15 protein-coding genes are annotated in these 19,660 nt (G+C 72.7%); 4 read left to right on the top strand and 11 right to left on the bottom strand.

Annotated features, from left to right (window positions below):
* The 5 genes from K0V08_RS12865 to K0V08_RS12845 all read right to left on the bottom strand — a co-directional run bounded on the left by K0V08_RS12865 (position 1) and on the right by K0V08_RS12845 (position 4,976).
* Positions 1-831 carry a carbohydrate ABC transporter permease gene (locus K0V08_RS12865; RefSeq protein WP_079531214.1) on the bottom strand — a complete coding sequence of 277 codons (831 nt, stop codon included), beginning with the start codon at positions 829-831 and terminating at the stop codon, positions 1-3.
* A complete protein-coding gene (locus tag K0V08_RS12860) occupies positions 828-1,787 on the bottom strand; it encodes a carbohydrate ABC transporter permease (RefSeq protein ID WP_079531211.1) in 960 nt (319 codons plus the stop codon). The genes K0V08_RS12865 and K0V08_RS12860 overlap by 4 nt, the downstream gene beginning before the upstream one ends.
* Positions 1,784-2,998 (bottom strand): sugar ABC transporter substrate-binding protein, encoded by a 1,215-nt coding sequence (locus tag K0V08_RS12855; protein ID WP_158218994.1) that lies wholly within the window; start codon positions 2,996-2,998, stop codon positions 1,784-1,786. Before K0V08_RS12855 ends, K0V08_RS12860 begins: the two co-directional genes overlap by 4 nt.
* Before the next feature lie 193 nt (positions 2,999-3,191).
* On the bottom strand, positions 3,192-4,241 hold the full coding sequence (locus K0V08_RS12850; protein ID WP_079531203.1) for a LacI family DNA-binding transcriptional regulator: 1,050 nt from the start codon (positions 4,239-4,241) through the stop codon (positions 3,192-3,194).
* Between the two features lie 162 nt (positions 4,242-4,403).
* Positions 4,404-4,976 carry an NADPH-dependent FMN reductase gene (locus K0V08_RS12845; RefSeq protein WP_079531200.1) on the bottom strand — a complete coding sequence of 191 codons (573 nt, stop codon included), beginning with the start codon at positions 4,974-4,976 and terminating at the stop codon, positions 4,404-4,406.
* A gap of 254 nt (positions 4,977-5,230) precedes the next feature.
* Between K0V08_RS12845 and K0V08_RS12840 the strand changes: the two genes are divergently transcribed.
* Positions 5,231-5,746, top strand: a complete 516-nt coding sequence (locus tag K0V08_RS12840) for an acyl-CoA thioesterase (protein ID WP_011931576.1) — start codon at positions 5,231-5,233, stop codon at positions 5,744-5,746.
* Between the two features lie 69 nt (positions 5,747-5,815).
* On the opposite strand, the gene K0V08_RS12835 is transcribed toward K0V08_RS12840, so the two are convergent.
* The 6 genes from K0V08_RS12835 to K0V08_RS12810 form a co-directional block, all read right to left on the bottom strand.
* A complete protein-coding gene (locus K0V08_RS12835; protein ID WP_079531198.1) occupies positions 5,816-8,806 on the bottom strand; it encodes a glycoside hydrolase family 2 TIM barrel-domain containing protein in 2,991 nt (996 codons plus the stop codon).
* A 77-nt stretch (positions 8,807-8,883) separates the two neighbouring features.
* Positions 8,884-9,648, bottom strand: coding sequence for a glucosamine-6-phosphate deaminase (locus K0V08_RS12830; RefSeq protein ID WP_079531195.1), 765 nt, complete (start codon positions 9,646-9,648; stop codon positions 8,884-8,886).
* Complete coding sequence (locus K0V08_RS12825; RefSeq protein WP_086503468.1) at positions 9,645-10,568, bottom strand: carbohydrate ABC transporter permease; 924 nt, start codon at positions 10,566-10,568, stop codon at positions 9,645-9,647. Before K0V08_RS12825 ends, K0V08_RS12830 begins: the two co-directional genes overlap by 4 nt.
* On the bottom strand, positions 10,565-11,563 hold the full coding sequence (locus K0V08_RS12820; protein WP_011931572.1) for a carbohydrate ABC transporter permease: 999 nt from the start codon (positions 11,561-11,563) through the stop codon (positions 10,565-10,567). Before K0V08_RS12820 ends, K0V08_RS12825 begins: the two co-directional genes overlap by 4 nt.
* Complete coding sequence (locus K0V08_RS12815) at positions 11,560-12,846, bottom strand: ABC transporter substrate-binding protein (protein ID WP_011931571.1); 1,287 nt, start codon at positions 12,844-12,846, stop codon at positions 11,560-11,562. The genes K0V08_RS12820 and K0V08_RS12815 overlap by 4 nt, the downstream gene beginning before the upstream one ends.
* A 75-nt stretch (positions 12,847-12,921) precedes the next feature.
* Complete coding sequence (locus K0V08_RS12810) at positions 12,922-13,944, bottom strand: carbohydrate kinase family protein (RefSeq protein ID WP_079531192.1); 1,023 nt, start codon at positions 13,942-13,944, stop codon at positions 12,922-12,924.
* 206 nt (positions 13,945-14,150) lie between these two features.
* Between K0V08_RS12810 and K0V08_RS12805 the strand changes: the two genes are divergently transcribed.
* The 3 genes from K0V08_RS12805 to K0V08_RS12795 all read left to right on the top strand — a co-directional run bounded on the left by K0V08_RS12805 (position 14,151) and on the right by K0V08_RS12795 (position 19,486).
* Entirely contained in the window at positions 14,151-14,897 is a 747-nt protein-coding gene (locus K0V08_RS12805) for a DeoR/GlpR family DNA-binding transcription regulator (RefSeq protein ID WP_174239469.1), read from the top strand.
* Positions 14,894-16,237: a 6-phospho-beta-glucosidase gene (locus tag K0V08_RS12800; protein ID WP_011931568.1), complete on the top strand. Its 1,344-nt coding sequence runs from the start codon at positions 14,894-14,896 to the stop codon at positions 16,235-16,237. Before K0V08_RS12805 ends, K0V08_RS12800 begins: the two co-directional genes overlap by 4 nt.
* 63 nt (positions 16,238-16,300) lie before the next feature.
* Positions 16,301-19,486: an alpha-mannosidase gene (locus K0V08_RS12795; RefSeq protein ID WP_079531186.1), complete on the top strand. Its 3,186-nt coding sequence runs from the start codon at positions 16,301-16,303 to the stop codon at positions 19,484-19,486.
* Positions 19,487-19,660: the final 174 nt, after the last annotated feature.

Here is a 19,660-nt window from a genome sequence, read left to right as displayed (position 1 = left end):
TCAGTCCTTCACGGCACCGGCGGTGACGCCCGCGGCCACGAAGCGCTGCGCGACGACCAGCAGGACGGCGGCGGGGATGGACGCGATGACGGCGGTCGCCATGATCCCGTTCCAGTTCGTCGTCGTGGACCCGATGTAGCGGTACAGCCCGAGCGTGAACGGCACGATGCTGTTGCCCGAGGTGAGCGAGTTCGCGTTGAGGAAGTCCGCCCAGGCGAACAGGAACGAGAAGAGCGCGGCCGTGACGATGGCGTTCCGGCTGAGCGGCACGACGATCGAGACGAACGCGCGCCAGCTCGAGGCGCCGTCGATGCGGGCGGCCTCGAGCAGCTCGTCGGGGATCCCGAGCATGAAGGCGCGCAGCACGATCACCGCGAACGGCACGGACGCGGTGGCGTCCGCGAGGATCAGCCCGGGGTACGTGTTGAGCAGCCCGAGCGCGTCGTAGATCGCGAACAGGGCGGTCACGAGCACGATGCCCGGGATCATCTGCGCGAGCAGGAACACGAACATCACCGCTCCCGTGCCCCGCACCCTGAACTTCGCCATCGCGTAGGCCGCGGGGAGCGAGATCAGGAGGGTGAGGATCACGCACCCGATCGAGATGACGAGGCTCGTCACCAGATTCGGCAGCTGCGTCGAGATGGCCTGCGCGTACCCGTCGAGCGTGGGATCCGCGGGGAACAGGCTGGGCGTGCTCGAGATGAGGTCCTGGGGCTTCGTCAGCGAGACGTTGAGCATCCAGTAGAGGGGGAACAGCAGGACCGCGCAGATGACGAAGCCGATGACGGCGTTCGTCCACCGGCGGACAGGGGTGTCGATGGTGTTCACGACTGCGCCTCCTTGCGCTGGGCCCTGACGTAGATGAGGCCGAAGACGAGGGCGACGACCACGAGGATCTCCCCGGCCGCGGCGCCGACTCCGAAGTCGAGGTCGGTGAACGACTTCTCGTAGGCCCACGTGCTGAGGGTGTGCGAGCTGTTGGCGGGGCCGCCCTTGGTGAGGATCCAGATCACGTCGAAGACCTTGATCGTGTACACGAGCCCGAGCAGCAACGTCACCGCGGTCACGGGGCGCAGCAGCGGCCAGGTGATGCTGCGGAAGGTGCGCCAGCGGCCGGCGCCGTCGAGCGCCGCGGCCTCGTAGAGGTTCTCCGGGATGCCCTGCAGGCCGCCGTAGAGCAGGATCATGTTGAACGGGATCCCGAGCCAGATGTTCGCGATGATCACCGACCAGAGCGACACCGACGGGTCGCTCAGCCAGCCGATCGGCGTGCCGAGCACCGAGTTGATGATGCCGAACTGCTGGTCGAACATCCACCGCCAGGCCGTCGCCGAGACGATGAGCGGCAGCAGCCACGGCAGCAGGATGAGCGACCGGAACGTCGTCGACAGCGGGAACCGGCGCGTGAAGAACACGGCGAGCGCGAGGCCGATGGCGAACTGCCCGGCGAGCGAGACCACCGTGAAGACGACCGTGTGCCAGGCGATCGTGGCGAACAGGCTGTCGCTGAGGATCGTCACGTAGTTCTGGAAGCCCACGTAGGGCGCCTCGCCCGTCACGAACGCGCGCGGCCCGTACTCCTGCAGGCTCAGGAGGAAGCCGCGGATGATCGGGTAGACGAAGAAGATCGCCAGGAACGCGACGACCGGCGCCATGAACCCGATCGCGGCGACGACGCTCACCGTCCGGTACGGCCGGCGGCGCGGGGGCCGCCCCTCGGCCGGGCCCGCCGTCCCCGCGCCCCGGCTGGGGGCGAGGGGACGGTCGATCACGCGGCCGCTCACTTCTTCAGCGTCGCCGCGGCGTCGTCGAGCGCGGCCTGGGGCGTCTTGCTGCCCGTGAGCGCCTCCTGGATGGCCTGGTACAGCGCCTTCGAGGTGTCCGGGTAGGCGATGCCGAGGTCAGCGGTGCGGCCCTGCGCGACCGACACGGCGTCGACCCACGGCACGAGCTCCGGGTCCGCGGACGCCTGCTGGGCGGCCGCGTCGGCGTACGGGGAGATGTACGACTGGCCGGCGGTCCAGTCGGCCAGGTTGGCGGGGTCGATCATGCACTGCGCGAACCTCGCCGCGGCGTCCTGCTTCGCCTCGTCGCTCACGACCACCTCGACGAACTCGCCGCCGAGGGGGCTGGGCGCGGCGCCGCCGTCCTCCGCGGGCAGCGGGACGACGCCGTAGTCGATGCCCGCCTCGTCGAGGGCGGAGAGCTGCCACGTGCCGTTGACCATCATCGCGAGCTTCCCGGCGAGGAACTGGTCGCGGATGTCCTGCTGGTTGGCGTTGACGTTGGCGCTCGACGCCTGCCCGTCCTTCACCATGTCGGTCCAGAGGGTGAGCGCGCGCACGGCGGCGGGTGAGGAGATGTCGGACAGGTCGGCGCCGGCTCCCCAGAAGAACGGCAGGAACTGGAACGTGCCCTCCTCGGTGCCGATCGCGGAGAAGCCGAGGCCCTGCACGTCGCCCTGCGTGGTCTTCGCGGCGGCGTCCTCGAGGCTCGCCCAGTCGGTGGGCGGCTGGACCCCGGCGGCCGCGAGCTTGGCCTTGTCGTAGAACAGCGCGAGCGTGTTCGCGCCGATGGAGGATCCGTAGGTCTTCCCGTCCAGCTGACCGGCGGCGAGCACGTTGGGCAGCACCTTCGAGGTGTCGAGGCCCGACTCGTCGTTGGCGACGAGCAGGCCCGTGTCGGCGAAGCGGGCGATGGCCGGGTTGTCGAGCACGATGAGGTTCGGCGTGGTCTTCGACGAGGCGGCCTGCAGGAACTTGGTCTCGTTGTCGGGGTTCTGCGTGCGGTCGATGGTGATGCCGGTGCTGGTCTCGCAGCCGCTGATGAGCTTCCCGTACGGCGACGACGCGTCGTACTGGGTGAAGCTGTCCCAGAGGGTGAGCGAGTCCGGATCCGACGAACCGCCTCCCCCCGTGGAGCAGCCGGTGAGGGCCAGGCCTGCGGTGACGACGACGGTGGCCGCCAGGGCGGCGCGGGTGCGCGTGTTGATCACGGTATTCCTCTCTGAATACGTACTCGTGCGCCGGGAGCCGTCTCCGTCCACGGCGGCGGTGCCGGGGAGGAGCGGCCCGTCACGGCGGCTTCGCGGCGAGCCTAGGTGGTTTGGAGAACCGGTTCAACACTTTCGGCGAACCGGTTCTCCGATCGTGATGATCGGCACTCGACGCGCGGGCGCCGAGCCGCGCTCAGGCGGAGGCGCTCACGGAGCGGAACGCGGATCCGCTCTCGCCCGGCACATGCGGTCCGGTGGATCCGAGCTCGACCAGCACCGCGGGCAGCAGCTCGAGGACGCCGGGCTCGGCCGCACCCGCGAGCTCGTCGACCGCGAGGCCGGTGGCGCGGCGCACCATCTCGTCACCGGGCAGGTCGATCACGGTGAGCGGCAGGGCGGCCGCGCGCATGACCACCTCGGGTGCGACCGTGATGAGGGAGCAGTCCTCGGGGATCCGGATGCCGCGCGCCCGGAGCGCCGCCGCGATCGGCTCGAGCTCGCCGGGCGTGTGGGCGACGATCGCGCTCGCGGCGGGCAGGGCCTCGCGCGCCGCGTCGAGCCAGCGCTCCGCCGCGTCGTCACCGCCGCCGACGGAGGGGACGACAGCGCCCTGGATGCCGTGGTGCGCGCACCGCTCCGTGAAGCCGCGGCGGAAGCGCACGGCGAAGCCCATCTCCGTCCGGGCGGCGGGCGCGCCCGATCCGAGCAGCGCGATCTCCCGGTGCCCGAGCGCGACGAGGTGGTCGACGGCGACGCGGCCGGCCTCCTCGAAGTCGAGGTCCACCGCGCTGAACGCGGACGAGCGGCCCGGGTGCCCGACGAGGACCGTGGGGAGGCCGATGGCCTGGAGCACGGGGATCCGCGGGTCGTCGTCGCGGATGTCCATCACCACGAGCGCGTCCGCGAGCACGTCCCCGCGCAGCTCGTCCTCGCCCTTGCCCATGATGAGCAGGTCGAACCCGCGCGTGTTGGCCTCGTACATCCCGGCCCGCACGAAGCGCATGAACACCTCGATGTCGGACTCGCGCGACGCCGGGTCGATGGAGGCGAGGAAGCCGAGGATGTTGGTGCGCCGGAGCGCGAGCGCGCGGGCGGCGGGGTCCGGCCGGTAGCCGAGCTTGCTGACGCTCGCGAGCACGCGCTCGCGGGTGGCGTCGGGCAGCTTCTTCTTGCCCGAGAGGACGTAGGAGACCGTGCTGCGCGCGACGCCCGCGTCGGCAGCGACATCGCGGATGGTCACCATGCGCTCAGGGTACCCAGCATGCGCGGGCACGCTCGGCCAGCAGGCGACGGGCGCCTCGATCCGCTCCGCCGACCTCGCGAGGGCGGGCACCTGTCGCCGGGGCCGCGCACGCCGAGGGGCCCTGGCGATCCCGCCCGGGCCCCTCGCGTCGTGCGTCGCCGACTACGCGGAGACGGCCTGCAGGTTCTTCTCGATGTGCGCGTGGAACGCCTGGAGCCAGCCGACGAGGAACTCCTCCGTGCCGGCGTTCGAGATCTCGCCCTCGGGGGAGATGAGACCCTCGGTGGTCTGGATGTACGCCTCGGGCTGCGAGAGCTCGGGCGACGCCAGGAACGACAGGATGCTGCGCAGGTGCTGCTGCGCGACGGCCGTGCCGACCGCGCCGATGGACGTGCCGATGACCGCGCTGGGCTTGCCCTGGAACGCGTTCTCGCCGTAGGGGCGGCTCGCGAAGTCGAGCGCGTTCTTCAGCACGCCGGGCACCGAGCGGTTGTACTCGGGCGTGACGATGAGGACGGCGTCGGCGTCGGCGATGGCCGCCTTGAACGCGTTCGCGACCTCGGGGTACTCGCCGTCCATGTCCGCGCTGTAGAAGGGCAGCGGCTGGATGGGGATCTCGGTGAGCTCGAGGCCGGCCTGCGCGCCGAGGCGCTTCAGCGCGAGCGACAGGGCCCGGTTGATGGAGGTGGACGACAGGCTGCCGACGAGGTAGCCGACGCGGTATGTGGTGCTCATGGGGTGCTCCTTCTCGCACGGATCACTTCCATGCGCGCGCATGGAGCCTAGCGCCAGCGGGTGGGCGGATCCCGGTGCCGTCGCGGAGCGGATCCGTCGACGCGGGGACCGCGCACGAGCGCACCGGGAGCGGGACGCGGCCCACGCCATGTGGACCGCCGCCGCGCGCCGCCGACCGGATCCGTAGCGTCGTGCCCAGCGCCCGGACCCGCCCCGACGGAGGGCGGCGTCGCCCTCCCCGCGAACGGAGAACCGTGAACCTCTACCTGCGCCTGCTGCTCATGCGCCTCACCGCCCGCCGCCGAGGACGCCTGGGCATCTGGGACACCGCGCGGACGGCCTTCCGCGTGCTCCCCCACGACCTCGACCTGTTCGGCCACGTGAACAACGGCCGGTACCTCACGATCATGGACGTCGCACGCCTGGACCTCCTCGTCCGCTCCGGCCTGTGGTCCCGGATCCGCGCGCGCGGCTGGTACCCGGTCGTCGCGGGGCAGACCATCACCTACCGCCGATCCCTCACCCTCGGGCAGCGGTTCGTCGTCGAGAGCCGGGTCCTCGGCACGTACGACAGGTGGTCGTACGTCGAGCAGACCTTCCTCGTCGGGGATCAGGTCGCCGCGCGCGCCGTGGTCCGCAACCGCTTCCTGCACGAGGGCGGCGGCACCGTGTCGGCGGCGGAGCTGGACGAGCTCGTCGGCCCGGCCCCCGACGGCACGCGGATGCCGGACTGGGTCGCCGGCTGGACGAGCTCCACCCGCACGATCTGACGCGGCGCGCACCCGTCGACGCGGGTGCCCGCATCCGTCGTGCGTGGCCGGACGCGCCGGCCCGCGGTGCTACCCCAGCAGCACCTCACACGTGCGCAGCGACGGCCAGAGCGCGTGGCGCGGGAGCACGTCGGGGCCGCACGCGCGCGACCCCAGGCCGTGCTGGGCGTCGTCGATGAAGAGGTGCAGGCCGTCGGGGGCGGGCAGCTCGTGCGGGTGGCCGACGTCGGTCATCTGCTGCGGGGTCCAGCGGGAGAGCTGGAAGCCGGGGCGGTGGCCGGATCCGTCGGGCACGGTCGTCAGGGTGAGCGGGGTCGTGCATCCGTCGCCGACCACGAGCGAGCGCAGCTCCGGCCGGTGGCCCGTCTCCTGCGGGCGGGCGTAGGCGACCGCGAGGCCGTCGACGCTCGACGCGAAGCGGCCGACGCGCGCGGCCGTGCGGCTGTCCGCGTAGGACTCCCCCGGCCCCGTGCCGTGCCAGGCGACCGGATGCTCGGCGAGCGCGCCCGGCAGGTCGATGCGCACGCCGACGCGCGGCCACGTGCAGTCCCACGCGCCGAACGGCACGACCTCGGTGGCGAGCAGGAGGCCGCGATCGGTCGCGGTCCAGCGGAAGGCGACGTCGACGCCCGCGCCCGAGTGCGCGGCCTGCACACGCATCCGCGTCTCGAGGCCGCCGTCGGTGCGGCTCGTGCCGAGGAGCCGGTGGGTGAGCCGGTGCAGCCCGCGCTCCCTCCACCGGTCCGCCGACGGCGGCGTCTCCTCGGCGCCGCGGCCGCGGGTGAGCTCGGGCTCGGCCAGCTCGTAGGACCCCTGGCCTGCCCCGCGGTCGTTCTCGGTGGGCGCGCGCCACAGCTCCAGCCGCGGGCCGCGCACGGGCACGCCGGCCCACGCGACGAGGTCGCCGCGGGCGTCGAAGGTCCCGGCGCCGAGGGAGTCGCCGCGCCAGCGCCCGGCAGGCCGCGGTCGGGGCGCGGGCCGGTCGCGCACGAGCGCCTGGTGCGACGACACGACGTGCCCCGCCTCGGCCCAGGGCGCGTCGTGGCGCGTGACGACCTGCACGGTCACGTGCGCCTCCTCGGCGTGGCCGGCGGCGCGCGCCTCGACGGGCAGCGGGATCGTCGCCGCATCGCCGGCGGCCAGCGGCGTGTGCTCGAGGATCCCGCGGGCGACGGGCCTGCCGTCGTGGGCGAGGATCCACACCAGGTCGACGTCGTCGGTGGATGCGCTGTGCCGCCGGTTCTCGACCCGCACGCCGGATCCGTCGGCCGCGACCCGCACGCGCACCGGCGCGATGACCGCGGCGAGCTCCTCGAGGCCGGGCGTGGGCGTGCCGTCGGAGAGCAGCAGGCCGTCCATCACGAAGGGGCCGTCGTGCACGGGCTCGCCGAAGTCGCCGCCGTACGCGTGGAAGGGCCGGCCGTCGGCGGTGCGCGCGAGCAGCCCGTGGTCGCGCCACTCCCACACGAAGCCGCCGTGCAGGCGCGGCCAGCGGTCGATCGCGTCCTCGTAGTCGGCGAGGGATCCGGGGCCGTTGCCCATCGCGTGCCCGTACTCGCACAGGATGAACGGCTTCGCGCGCTGCTTCGCGCCGGTCGCGCCCGTGGTCTCGTGGATGCTCGCGACGGGCGTGCCGCACACGGAGTCGATCTCCTCGAGCGTCGGGTACATGCGCGAGTAGACGTCGGTGTGCTCGCCCGTGAGGTCGCCCTCGTAGTGCACGGGACGGGTCGGATCCGCGCGCCGCACCCACGCCGACATGGCCGCGATGTTGCGCCCGGTGCCGGACTCGTTGCCGAGCGACCACATCACGATCGACGGGTGGTTGCGGTCGCGGCCGACGGTGCGCGCGATGCGGTCGAGGTAGGCGTCGCGCCAGCGCGGGTCGTCGGACGGGTTGTCCCGCCACTCGACGTCCCAGAAGCCGTGCGTCTCGAGGTCGCACTCGAGCACGACCCACAAGCCGAGCTCGTCGGCGATGTCGATCAGGCGCGGATGCGGCGGGTAGTGCGAGGTGCGGATCGCGTTCACTCCGCTCCGCTTCATCAGCTCCAGGTCGGCGCGCGCCTCGGCCTCGTCGAACACGCGGCCGCGCTCGGGGTGCGACTCGTGCCGGTTCACGCCGCGGAAGGTGAGGCGGCGGCCGTCGACGAGCAGCGCGTCGCCGTCGATGCGCACCGTGCGGAAGCCGATCCGCAGGCTCGCGGTCTCCCCGGGCGACGACACGGTCGCGTCGTAGAGGCGCGGCCGCTCGGCGCTCCAGGCGTCGACCGCGGGGATCGCGACGGGCGCGACGTCGGCCGCGGTCTCCCAGGTCGCGTGGATCCCCAGCTCCGGCACGCGCACCACCACGGGGAACGCGCCGTCCACCTGCACGTCCAGGCGGCCGGATCCGTCGGCCGGATCGCGGTCGGCACGCACCCGCACATCGTCGAGCGCGCCGGCGGGCCGCGCGAGCAGCTCGACCGGGCGGAAGATGCCGGGCAGCCACCACTGGTCCTGGTCCTCGAGGTAGGAGGCGGCGGACCACTGGTGCACGCGGATCCCGAGCACGTTCTCGCCGGGGACGAGCAGCTCCGTCACGTCGAGCTCGGTCGTGAGGCGGCTGCCGGTGGTCCAGCCCGCCTCGACGCCGTTGACCCAGAAGGTCGCGAGCCCCTCGATCCCGTCGGTGCGCAGCAGCACGCGCTCGGCGTCCGCGAACGACGCCGGCAGCTCGAACGTGCGCCGGTGCTCGCCGGTCGGGTTCGCGTCGGGCACGTGCGGCGGGTCGATGGGGAACGGGTACTGCAGGTTCGTGTACGCGGGCGACCCGTGGCCGTGCAGCACCCAGTGCGACGGGACGGGCAGCGTGGTCCAGCCGGCCGCGTCGAGCGCGGCGTCGTCGAGCGCCGGATCCGCGACCGCGGGTGCGCGGCCGGCGGCGTCGACCGGCGCCTCAGGCAGCAGGCGGAACCGCCAGTCGCCGTCGAGGGAGTGGACGGGCGCGTCGCTCGCGAACCGGGCGCGCGGCTCGAGCCTCGAGGCGGATCCGGGGGCGACGTCGTCGAGGTGGGACATGCGGGTCTCCCGTGCAGGTCGGTGCGCCGAGGCGCGGGGGCGGCAGGTGCTGATCGGCCGGTGCGGTGCGGTGCGGGTCAGGCGAGCGCCACGAGCCCGGCGAGCGCGGCCCGGTCGGCGACGACGGTCACGCGAGGGTGCCGCTGCAGGATCGAGGCGGGCACGTCCTCCGTGACCGGCCCGACGAGCGCCGCCGCGAGCGCGTCGGCCTTCCGCGCGCCCGAGGCGACCAGCAGGATCCGCCCGGCCGACATGATCGTCGCGATGCCCTGCGTGATGGCGTGCGTCGGCACGCGGCGGGGATCCCCGCCGAAGTACCGCGCGTTGTCGCGCCGCGTGCCCTCCGCGAGGCGCACCACGCGGCTGACCCCGTCGAACGGCGAGCCCGGCTCGTTGAAGCCGAGGTGCCCGTTGGCGCCGATGCCCACGATCTGCAGGCCCGCGCCGCCGAGCCGTCGGATCCGCCGCTCGTGCTCGTGCGCCGCCTCGCGCGGGTCGGCCGCCGTGCCGTCGGGCACGATCACGCGCGCGCTCGGCACGCCCAGGGGCTCGGCGATGCGCGCGAGCACGAACGCGAGGTACGACTGCGGGTGCCCGACCGGGAGCCCCACGTACTCGTCGAGCGCCACGAGCGAGAGGCCGTCGGTGACGAGGCCGCGCTCCCGGTGCCGCCGGGCGAGCTCGGCGTAGAGCGGCTCGGGGCTGGATCCGGTCGCCACCCCGAGCACGCCCGCCGGGTCCCCGCCGAGGAACGCCTGCACCGCGTCGGCCGCGGCGACCCCCAGGGCGGCCGCGTCGTCCACGCCCACGATCCGCGGCGGCCGCGTCGACGCCGCCGTCACTTCAGCGCGCCCTTCGCGATGTCGCCGATGAACTGCTTCGCGCCGATGAGGAACACCACGATGAGCGGGATCACCGCGAGCAGCGCGCCCGCCATGACCATGCCGTAGTCCTTGCCGTGGGCGCTGTTCAGCTGGCTCATCGCCACCTGCAGCGTCAGCGTGCCCGGGTCGTTCAGCACGATGAGCGGCCAGAGGTAGTCGTTCCACGCGGCGATGAACGTGAAGATCCCGAGGAACCCGAGGCCCGGCCGGATGAGCGGCAGGCACACCGTGATGTACTGCCGGAAGAACCCGGCGCCGTCGATGCGGGCCGCGTCGATGAGCTCGTCCGGCACGCTCGAGATGATGAACTGCCGCAGCCAGAAGATGCCGAACGCGTTCGCCGCCGCCGGCACGATGAGCGCCTGCAGCTGGCCGACCCAGCCGAGGTTGATCATCGTGACGAACTGCGGGATCACCGACAGCTGCGCCGGCAGCATGAACGTCACGAGCAGCAGCGCGAACAGCGCGCGGCGGCCGGGGAACTCGTACTTCGCGAACGTGAACGCGGCGATCGAGTCGAAGAACAGCACGAGCACCGTGACGGACACGGCCACGATCACCGTGTTCATGAGCGATCCGCCGAAGTCGATCGTGCGGAACACGGCCTGGATGTTGTCCCACAGGTACGGCCCCGGCACGAGCACGGGCGGCGACTTGTAGATGTCGCTCGTGGTGTTGCTCGCCATCACGACGAGCCAGTACAGCGGGAAGAGGCTGACGATGGATCCCGCGAACAGGATCCCGTGCAGGATCACCCGGCCGGGCGGCAGCTGGCGCCGGCCCGCGGGCCGGCCGGTGCGCTCCGCGCGCGGACGCCCGGACGCCTGGTCGGCGACCCGGGCCGCGGCGGATCCCGCGGCGTGGACGGTGGCGCTCATGCGCGGTGCCCCTTCCTCGTGCCGGGCGCCCGCACGACCTTCTCCTTCTTCTCCGACCCGAGCCGGAAGCTGATGATGGAGAAGATCACCACGAGCAGGAACACGCCCCACGCGATGGCGGCGCCGTAGCCGAAGCGGTTGTAGTTGAAGGCCTGCTGGTAGAAGTACAGGACGGTCGTGAGGCCGGCCTGGCCCGCGCCGCCCGAGTTCGGGTTCGTCGTGCTGGAGGAGGCCGTGAGCACCTGCGCCTCGGTGAAGCTCTGCAGGCCCGTGATGGTCGAGACCACCAGCACGAACAGGATCGTGGGGCGCAGCAGCGGCAGCGTCACCGACCAGAAGGTGCGGATGGCGCCCGCGCCGTCGAGCTTGGCTGCCTCGTAGACCTCGGTGCCGATGGCCTGCATGCCCGCGAGGAAGATTATCGCGTTGTACCCGGTCCACTGGTACGTGATGAGGATCGCGATGGTCACCTGGATCGCCCACGGCGTCGAGAGCCACGCCACCCCGTCGAGGCCGATCGCGCGGAGCCCCGCGTTCACGAGCCCGAAGCTGTCGCCGAAGATGGATCCGAAGAGCACCGCCATCGCGACGACGCTCGTGACGTTCGGTACGAAGTAGCTGATCTTGTAGAAGGTGCTGAGCCGCTTCGCCGAGTTGAGCATGGCCGCGACGACCACCGCGATCGCCATCATCGGGAACGTCGACAGCGCGAAGATGACGAGCGTGTTCTTGATCGACAGCCAGAACGTGCCGTCGGCCGCGAGCGCCTGGAAGTTCGCGAGGCCCACCCACTTGGCCGTGCCGAGCCCGTTCCAGTCCTGGAACGAGAGCACGAGCGAGTAGAGCGCCGGGAAGAGGCCGAAGATCGCGAACAGCACGAAGAACGGCGCGATGGCGACGTAGTACGGCCACGTGCGGCGGAGCCCGCGGGTCCCCGCGCCCGCCCGGGAGGGCGCGGGCGGGCGCCCTCCCGGGCGGACGGCGACGGGGATCACTGCTTCGCGGTCTTCAGGGCGGCCTCGCCGGCGGCGACGGCGTCGGTCCAGGCCTGGTCCGGGTCCTTGCCGAGCGAGGTCACGTTCTGCAGCTCGGTGACGAACGCGGCCTGCACCTGGTTGTCGTACGGGCTCGTGTAGGCGGTGGGCATCTTGGCGGCGGCGTCGGCGAAGATCCCGACGGTCGACTGGCCGCCGAAGAAGTCGTCGCCCTTCTGCAGCTCCGGGGAGTCGTAGGCGGCGGTGGCCGACGGGAAGATGCCCTTGTCGGCGTACGCGGTGACCTGGTTGTCCTCGCTGAGCACGTCCTTGATCACGGCGAAGGCTGCCTGCGGGTCCTTGGTGCCCGAGGGGATGGAGAGGAACGAGCCGCCGATGTTCGCGGGTCCGCCGGGCATGGGCGCCACGCGCCAGTCGCCCGAGGTGTCCGCGGTCGCGCTCTTGAGGTCGGCCTGGTACCAGGAGGCGCCGAGGAGCGCGGGGAGTGATCCGTTGCTGATGGCCGATGCCCAGTCCGGGCTGCCGTCGGTGACGTTCGCGGTGAGGCCGTCCTTCCAGGCGAGCACGGCGCGGTCCCACGCGGCCTTGACGGTGTCGCTGTCGCCCGTGAAGTCACCGTCCTCGTCGACGAAGCGGGTGGTGCCCTGGCCGAGCGACTTGGTGAACACGTCCGACGCGTCCACGAAGATCGCGCCGCCGGTCGCCGCCTTGAGCTTCTTGCCGAACGCGAAGTAGTCGTCCCACGTGGCGGTCGCCGCGGCGACGTCGGCGGGCTCGCTCGGCAGGCCGGCCTTCGCGAAGACGTCCGCCCGGTAGTAGAGGGCGGTGGGTCCGATGTCGATGGGGAGGCCGATGAGCTGGCCGTCCTTCGTGGTCGCCTCCTTCAGCTTCCACGCCGGGTACTGGTCGGTGACGTCCTTCGCGCCGAGGTCGTCCAGGTTCTCGAAGAGACCGTCCTCGCTGAGGAAGTAGGGCATGTCCTCGCCCTTGACGCCCGTGATGGACGGCAGGCCCGAGCGGCCCGTGAACGTGGTGACGAGCTTCTGCTTGAAGTCGCCGCCGATGGTGGACACGTTGAGCGTCGTGCCGGGCACCTCCGCCGGGACCTTGTCGAGCACCGTCTGGCTGAGGCCGTCCGGCCAGATCCAGAGGTCGAGCTGGCCGCCCGCCGAGGATCCCGACGACGACGAGCAGGAGGCGAGGACCGGCGCGAGGAGCGCGAGGGTCGCGACGCCGACGACGATGCGCCGGGCGCGGGAGCGGCGGGTGGGGGACAGGGACATGGTGGTTCTCGATTCGGTGGGGATGAGTGTGTCGGGAGCGGGTGTCGGAGGGTGGGCCGCGCGGGGCGGCCCGCGTCAGGCGAGGAGGCGGGCGCCGTCGGGATGGTCGAGGGCGTCGGCGAGGTAGTCGTAGCGGCCGGGCTCGGCGGCCTCGGGATGCGCGCGCAGCCAGGGCACGAGCTCGTCGAGCCGCGGGGCCCCGGAGGCGCCGCCGGGGCGGGTGACCGTGATCCCCGCGACGAGGCAGGCGAAGTCGATGCGCTGGGTCAGCGTCCACTGCGGCCGGGCCGACGCGGCGAGCGCGGCGCCGAACACGTCGCCCGCGCCGGTCGCGTCGATCGCGCGGACGGCGAGCGGGGGCCGCACGACCTCCTCGCCGCGGGCCGCGTCGACGGCGACGACGCCGCGGGATCCGGACGTCACGACGCTGAGCGGCACGCGCGCGGCGAGCGCCCGGGCGGCCTGCACGGCCGAGCCGGCGCCCGTGTACGCGGCGGCCTCGAGCTCGTTGGGGATGAAGGCGTGGCAGTCGTCGAGCTGGTCGAGGATGGCGGGGTCCCAGCGCTCGGACGGGTCCCAGCCGACGTCGGCGTAGACGTCGGTGCCCGCGGCGGCGGCACGCCCGATCCAGGAGCTGCGGTGCGGATCCAGGTGCACGAGCGCCGCGGCGGCGGCCGGCACCTCCCCCGGCACCAGCTCGTCGGAATCGAGCGGGCAGGGCACGCCGCCCGTGACGAGCGCGCGGTCGTCGTCGTAGCTCAGCGACGCGGTGACGGGCAGCGCCCAGTCGTCGAGGGTCACGAGGTGGTCGAGCGTCACGCCCTCGGCGGCGAGCGCGGCGCGCACGAGGAGGGAGAAGGGATCCGTGCCCACGGCCGCCGCGATGGCGGTCGGCACCCCGAGGCGCGCGCCGGCGACCGCGAAGTTCGCGATGCCGCCGGGGCCGTGCCCGAAGGACGACGTCCAGATCTCGTGGCCCGGCCGCGGTCCGCCCGCCAGCTCGCCGAACACGACGTCCGCGAAGAGCTGTCCGACGACGAGCAGCCCGGCGGGGGCCCGGTCGGCGGGAGCCTGGTCGGTACGCGTGGCTGCGGGCACGGGGACCTCGATCCTTCGGGTGGGCCGCGACGCCGCCTCGGCGGCGAGCGGTGCGGGTCCGCCGACGGCGACGCTGCCAGCGGGACGAGGTCGACGGGTGCCCGCCGACCGGTAGTGACGTTTCTAGCCCATGTGAGCACAAGGATGGAAGACCTTGTTCATTACGAGATTGTTTCTGACTGATCCTGCGCGCTAATGTTCACATCATGAGAGACGCCCGAGAGTTCGTGATCCTCGACCGGTTGCGCGCCACCCGCAGCGCCACGGTCGCCGAGCTCGCCGAGGCCGCCGGCACGAGCGACGCGACCATCCGCCGCGATCTGGCCCGCCTCGACGAGCAGGGCGCGCTCCGGCGCACCCACGGCGGGGCCGTGCTCGTCGAGGTCGACGCGCCCTTCGCCGAGGTCGAGCAGGTCAACCGCGAGGCCAAGGAGCGCATCGCGCGGACCGCGGCGTCGCAGATCCAGGACGGCCAGTCGGTCGTGCTCGACATCGGCACCACCACGCTGCACCTCGCCGAGCAGCTGCGCGGGCGGGCCGTCACGGTGATCACCGCGAACGTCGCCGCGTTCGACGTGCTGCGCGACGACCGGTCGGTGCGGCTCATCCTGCTGCCGGGCGACTGGGATCCGGTCTACCGCTCGGTGTCCGGCCCGCTCACCGCCGAGAGCCTGCGGATGCTGCACGCCGACCACGCGTTCGTGGGCGTGAGCGGCATCGCCGACAACGGCGACCTGCGCGACACGACGATGGCCCAGGTGCCCATCAAGCGCGCCATGGCCGAGATGAGCGACCGGGTCACGGTGCTCGCCGACTCCTCCAAGTTCCCGGGCACCGGCGCCGGCCGTGTCGCCCCCACCGCGTCGTTGACGCAGCTGATCACCGAGGCCGCCCCGCACGAGCGGGTGTCGCAGTGCCTCGCGGACAAGGGAGTGTCGGTGACCGTCGCATGAGGCTCACGATCCTGGGCGGGGGCGGCTTCCGCGTCCCGCTCGTCTACTCGGCGCTGCTGCGCGACCACGAGGCCGGCCGCGTCGACCACGTGGCCCTCTACGACACCGACGAGGTGCGCCTGACGGCCGTCGCGCGCGTGCTCGCCGAGCAGGCGGCGGCCTACGCGGACGCCCCCGTGATCACGCTGCACACCGACCTCGACGAGGCGCTCGCGGGCGCCGCGTTCGTGTTCTCGGCGATCCGCGTGGGCGGCATGGCCGGGCGCTCGTGCGACGAGCGGCTCGGCATGGCGCACGGCGTCATCGGGCAGGAGACCGTCGGCTACGGCGGCATCTCGTACGCGCTGCGGACGCTGCCGGTCGTCATGGACCTGGCCGAGCGGATCCGCGTGCAGGCCCCCGACGCCTGGGTCATCAACTTCACGAACCCGGCGGGCGTCGTCACCGAGGCCATGTCGCGCGTGCTCGGCGACCGCGTCATCGGGATCTGCGACTCCCCCATCGGCCTCGCCCGCCGCGTCCTGGGCGCGCTCGGCGTGCAGGGCGACGACGTGGTCATCGACTACGCGGGGCTCAACCACCTCGGCTGGCTGCGCGGCCTCCGCGTCGACGGCCGCGACGTGCTGCCGGACCTCATGGCGCGCCCCGACCTCATCGGCACGTTCGAGGAGGGCCGGCTCTTCGGCGCCGAGTGGGTCACCGAGCTCGGCGCCGTGCCGAACGAGTACCTGCACTACTACTACTTCCGGCGCGAGGTCCGGCACGCCGACCAGCTCGCCGCGCAGACCCGGGGCGCGTTCCTCGTGGAGCAGCAGGGCCGGTTCTACGAGCAGCTCGAGCACCGGCACGACGTGTCCGCGCTCGCGCTGTGGGAGCGCACGCGCCTCGACCGCGAGACCACCTACATGGCCACGAACCGGCAGTCGGCCGGCATGGGCGACCGCGACGAGGACGACCTCGTCTCGGGCGGCTACGAGGACGTCGCGATCGCGCTCATGCGCGGCATCGCGTACGACCAGAGCGCCCGCCTGATCCTCAACGTGCGCAACCGCGGCACGCTCGCGGCGCTCGACGCGGACGCCGTGGTCGAGGTGCCGTGCGTCGTCGACGCCTCCGGCGCGCATCCGGTCGCGGGCACCGAGCTGCCCGACTTCGGCGTGGGCCTCGTGACCAACGCGAAGTACGTGGAGCGGCAGACCATCGAGGCCGGCCTCGGCGGATCCCGCGCCGCGGCCGTCCGCGCGCTCGCGCACCACCCGCTCGTCGACTCCGTCACGGTCGCGCGCTCCCTGCTGGAGGACGCGATGCACGCGTTCCCGGCGCTCTCCTACCTCCGCTGACGCGCCGGCCGCACCCGCCGCGCCCACCCGACTGCCTGCATCCCGACCTCCCGAAGGACCCCCATGCACCAGAACCAGAAGCTCGTCCAGGAGCGGATCCTCCGCGCTCTCGATGAGCGGATCACCCCCGCCGTGTACTCGTCGAAGACGCCCGTGACCCTCCGCGCGTGGATGGCGCCGGACGAGCCCGTGCCCGTCGCCGAGGCGATGCGGCAGGAGTACGCGCCGTTCGCGATCGGCGAGCCGTGGGGCCGCGCGTGGTCCACGTGGTGGTTCGAGGTCACGGGTGAGGTGCCCGCGGAGTGGGCCGGCCGCACGGTCGAGCTGCTCATCGACCCCGGCTTCATCGGCGACTGGCCGGGCAACCAGGCCGAGTGCCTCGTGCACACCATGGACGGCGTGCCGGTCAAGGGGATCCACCCGCGCAACACCTACGTGCGCCTCGCCGACGAGGCCGCGGGCGGCGAGCAGGTGCGCTTCCTCGTGGAGGCGGCGGGCAACCCGGACATCCTCGTCAACGAGTTCGTGCCCACGCCCTACGGCGACAAGGCCACCGCGCCCGCCGAGCCCATCTACCGCTTCCGCCAGGCCGAGCTCGCCGTGTTCGAGCCCGAGGTGTGGGCGCTGCGCTTCGACGTCGAGGTGCTGTACCAGCTGCTGATGGAGCTGCCCGAGACCGAGCCGCGCCGCCACGAGGTGCTGCGCGCGATCGAACGCGCGCTCGACGTGCTCGCGATGGACGACATCGTCGGCACCGCCGCGGCCGCCCGTGCCGAGCTCGCGGACGTGCTCTCCCGTCCCGCCGTGCCGAGCGCGCACACGCTGAGCGGCGTCGGCCACGCCCACATCGACAGCGCCTGGCTCTGGCCCATCCGCGAGACGAAGCGCAAGACCGCGCGCACCTTCTCCAACGTGCTGCGGCTCGCCGAGCAGTACCCCGACTTCCGCTTCGCGTGCTCGCAGGCGCAGCAGTACGTGTGGGTGAAGGAGAACTACCCGACGGTGTTCGAGGGCATCAAGCAGGCCATCGCGGACGGCACCTGGTACCCGGTCGGATCCATGTGGATCGAGCCCGACGGCAACCTGCCGGGCGGCGAGGCGATGATCCGCCAGCTGACCCACGGCATGCGCTTCTTCCAGGAGGAGCTCGGCGTCGAGACCCACGGCGTGTGGCTGCCCGACTCGTTCGGCTACACGGCGTCGTTCCCGCAGATCGCGAAGCTGGCCGGGCTCGACTGGTTCCTCACGCAGAAGCTCTCGTGGAACCAGACCAACACGTTCCCGCACCACACCTTCTTCTGGGAGGGCATCGACGGGTCGCGGATCTTCACGCACTTCCCGCCCATCGACACCTACAACTCCACGCTCGAGGCAGAGGAGACGCATCACGCCGTGCGGCAGTTCCGGGAGAAGGGCCGCGCCACGATGTCGCTCGCGCCCTTCGGCTACGGCGACGGCGGCGGCGGGCCCACGCGCGACATGATGGAGCGCCAGCGCCGCACGGCCGACCTCGAGGGGTCGCCGAAGGTCATCGTCGAGCACCCGGACGAGTTCTTCCGCAAGGCCGAGGCCGAGTACCCGGACGCGCCCGTGTGGGTCGGCGAGCTGTACCTCGAGCTGCACCGCGGCACGTTCACCTCGCACGCCCGCGAGAAGCGCGGCAACCGCCAGGCCGAGCACCGCCTGCGCGAGGCCGAGCTGTGGTGGACCATCGCGGCCGTCCGCACGGGCGCCGACTACCCGTACGAGGCGCTCGACCGGCTCTGGAAGCAGACGCTGCTGCAGCAGTTCCACGATATCCTCCCGGGCTCCTCCATCACGTGGGTGCACCGGGAGAACGAGGAGGACTACGCGCGCAGCCTCGCCGAGCTCGACGCGCTCGTGGCCGACGCCATCGCGCGCGTCACGGCGCAGGCCGTCACGGACGGCGAGGGCGACGGATCCGGCGCGTTCGCGGTGAACTCGACCGGCCACGCGCGTACCGCGCTCGTGGAGGCGGCGGACGGATCCGCGCTCGCGCTCGTCGCGGTGCCGGGCAGCGGGATCGCGCCGCTCGTCGCGGTGGAGCCCGTCGCGCCGGTCGTCACGACGCGCGCCGACGGCGGCACCGTCCTCGACAACGGCCTGCTGCGCGTCACGCTCGACGCCCGCGGCCTCATCACCTCGATCGCCGACCTGCGGCATGCCGACCGCGAGCTCGTGCCCGCCGGCCGCGCCGCGAACCTGCTCCAGCTGCACGAGGACATCCCCACGGCGTGGGACGCCTGGGACGTCGACGCGCACTACCGCGCGAGCCGCACCGACCTCGTCGAGGCGGCCTCGGTCGAGCTCGTCGAGGACTCGGCTCTCCGCGCGACCGTCGAGATCGTCCGCCAGTTCGGGCGCTCGCGCGTCGTGCAGCGGGTGTCGCTGCACGCCGACGACGCCCGGATCCACGCGACCGCCGACCTCGACTGGCTCGAGGACGAGAAGCTCCTCAAGGTGACCTTCCCGCTCACGATCCACGCGCAGCACCACAGCGCGGAGATCCAGTTCGGGCACGTCCGCCGCCCCACGCACACGAACACGTCGTGGGACGAGGCGCGCTTCGAGGTCATGGCGCACCGCTTCGTGCACGTGGAGGAGCCCGGCTACGGCGTCGCGCTCACCAACGCGGGCAGCTACGGGCACGACATCACGCGCTCGGTGGGAGTGACGGGCGAGGTGGAGACCGAGCTGCGGATCAGCCTGGTCCGCGCGGCCCGCTCCCCCGACCCCGTGCAGGACATCGGCCACCACCGCTTCGAGTACGCGCTCGTCCCGGGCGTCGGTATCGAGGGCGCGGTGGACGCGGGGCTCGAGCAGAACCTGCCCGTGCGCGTGGTGCGGCCCGGCGACGCGACCGAGGTGGCACCCGCCGCCGTCGGATCCGCTCCCGCGTCCGACGCGGTCGTCCCGTCCTCGCTGCCCACCGCCGCGGGCCTCGTCTCGGTGCACGGCGGCACGGTGCGGATCGAGGCGCTCAAGCTCGCCGACGACGGCTCGGGCGACGTGATCGTGCGGCTCTACGAGTCCACGGGCGCGCGCGCCGCGACCCGGCTCGAGGCGCACCTCGCCGCCGACCGCTTCACCGAGGTCGACGTGCTCGAGCGGCCGCTCGGCGCGGGCTTCCCGCGGTCGATCGCGTTCGAGCCCGAGGCCGACGGCCGCGGCGTGCGGCTCGTGCTGCGGGCGTTCCAGGTGATCACGGTGCGGATCCACCGAGCCTGAGGCGCGATCCGCGCGCGACGACGAGGGCGCGATCCGGCCATGGCCGGGTCGCGCCCTCGTCGTCGTCACGGGCGGGGCGAGGTCCTCCTGGCGAAGCATCCCGCCCCCTCCGGCTGAGCATCCGCCGCCCGCCGACACACTGCGCGATCCCGGGCGTAGCGTCCAGCTCACAGA

Origin of the sequence: Clavibacter michiganensis (assembly GCF_021216655.1) — a bacterium.
GTDB lineage: Bacteria > Actinomycetota > Actinomycetes > Actinomycetales > Microbacteriaceae > Clavibacter > Clavibacter michiganensis.
The sequence above is the reverse complement of the archived record's forward strand: the minus strand, read 5'-3'. Positions and strand labels throughout refer to the sequence as shown.

Coding starts and splice junctions, on each gene's coding strand:
- K0V08_RS12805 (WP_174239469.1), top strand. CDS start 14,151: ATGAGAGACGCCCGAGAGTTCGTGATCCTCGACCGGTTGCGCGCCACC.
- K0V08_RS12815 (WP_011931571.1), bottom strand. CDS start 12,846: ATGTCCCTGTCCCCCACCCGCCGCTCCCGCGCCCGGCGCATCGTCGTC.
- K0V08_RS12825 (WP_086503468.1), bottom strand. CDS start 10,568: ATGAGCGCCACCGTCCACGCCGCGGGATCCGCCGCGGCCCGGGTCGCC.
- K0V08_RS12835 (WP_079531198.1), bottom strand. CDS start 8,806: ATGTCCCACCTCGACGACGTCGCCCCCGGATCCGCCTCGAGGCTCGAG.
- K0V08_RS12850 (WP_079531203.1), bottom strand. CDS start 4,241: ATGGTGACCATCCGCGATGTCGCTGCCGACGCGGGCGTCGCGCGCAGC.
- K0V08_RS12795 (WP_079531186.1), top strand. CDS start 16,301: ATGCACCAGAACCAGAAGCTCGTCCAGGAGCGGATCCTCCGCGCTCTC.
- K0V08_RS12800 (WP_011931568.1), top strand. CDS start 14,894: ATGAGGCTCACGATCCTGGGCGGGGGCGGCTTCCGCGTCCCGCTCGTC.
- K0V08_RS12845 (WP_079531200.1), bottom strand. CDS start 4,976: ATGAGCACCACATACCGCGTCGGCTACCTCGTCGGCAGCCTGTCGTCC.